This is a genomic window from Vibrio sp. Vb0888 (genome assembly GCF_033338835.1).
Classification (GTDB): Bacteria; Pseudomonadota; Gammaproteobacteria; order Enterobacterales; family Vibrionaceae; genus Vibrio; species Vibrio alginolyticus.
Window position 1 is genome coordinate 1 of sequence record NZ_JAWOTL010000169.1, and the last position, 1,293, is coordinate 1,293.

The following is a 1,293-nucleotide window of genomic DNA, read 5'->3' on the forward strand; positions in this document are numbered from 1 at the left end:
TGTGCCGTCCTAAATAAGGTTGACACTTTCCACCCCCCAAAATTGGAGAGTGTTATGAAATCAACAACTAAAAGAACTCAGCGCGATTACTCCCTCGCTTTTAAACTCACTGTAGTTGATGAGGTTGAAAAAGGAAGCCTCACTTACAAACAAGCCCAAGAGAAGTATGGCATCCAAGGTTGCTCTACGGTTTTGGTTTGGCTTCGTAAGCATGGTCGACTAGATTGGTCTAAAGGGACACCTAACTTTATGTCCAAAGGAGACTCTATGGCCGAGTTCAATTCACCTCCTACACCAGAGCAACGTATTAAAGAGCTTGAGAAGCAGCTCGAAGATGCTCAACTCAAAGCCGACTTCTTTGAAGCTGTCGTGAACGTTATGGAACGTGACTATGGTGTTAGAGTGACAAAAAAGCACAAAGAAGCGTTGTCCAAGAGAAAACCATAGTAGGTTTGAGCGTTACGAAGTTTTGTCAGTTAGTACAAATCTCTCGCCAAGCTTATTATAAGCAATGCCAAACTCAATCTCGTTGTGAACATCATGAGCATACTGTCATTGGCTTTGTCCGTGAAGTCAGGCTGAAGCAGCCACGCATTGGCACGCGTAAACTGAAGTTCTTAGCAGCAACAAAGGGCATTCAAATAGGTCGCGATAAGCTCTTTGAACTTCTCAGAAAGCATCGGCTGTTAGTGAGAGCAAGACGAGCCTATCACCGAACGACTGACAGCCGTCATCGATTTTTCTGTCACCCAAACAAAGTGAAAGATGGGCTGACACCAACGAAGCCAGAACAACTGTGGGTTGCTGATATTACTTACTTGCCAACTCAAAATGGAGAGAGTTATCTCAGCTTGGTTACAGACGCTTATTCAAGGAAGATTGTTGGTTTTTATGTGGATGACAACATGAAAACTCAATCAGTTAAGCGGGCATTTATCTCAGCTCTCAGGCAACGGCAGAGTGAAGAAAAGCTAATACACCACTCAGATAGAGGCTCACAATACTGTTCGAAGGAATATCAAGATATCCATAAGAAACATAGAGTGACTTGCTCAATGACTGACGGGTATGACTGTTATCAGAATGCTTTAGCTGAGCGTGTAAATGGGATACTCAAAATGGAGCTCTTGCTGAAGAAACCGAAAGATCTGAAAGAAGCAAGGACGATGGTAGCAGAGTCCGTAGATATCTATAATCAAATGAGGCCTCATACGGCTTTAAAATACAAAACGCCCGATGAAGTACATCGAGCGTTTTAGTTAAAAAGTGTCAACCCATATCAGGACGGGTCAT

At 43.2% G+C, this 1,293-nt stretch carries 1 protein-coding gene; it reads left to right on the top strand.

The window, feature by feature from the left end; translation table 11 throughout:
- The first annotated feature begins 54 nt into the window (after nt 1-54).
- Nucleotides 55-1,259 (top strand): IS3 family transposase gene (locus tag R7P72_RS24755; RefSeq protein WP_086012997.1). Its coding sequence is split into 2 segments (ribosomal slippage): nt 55-406 and nt 406-1,259, totalling 1,206 coding nucleotides; the frame shifts between segments, so codons are not numbered across the junction.
- The last annotated feature ends 34 nt before the right edge of the window (nt 1,260-1,293 follow it).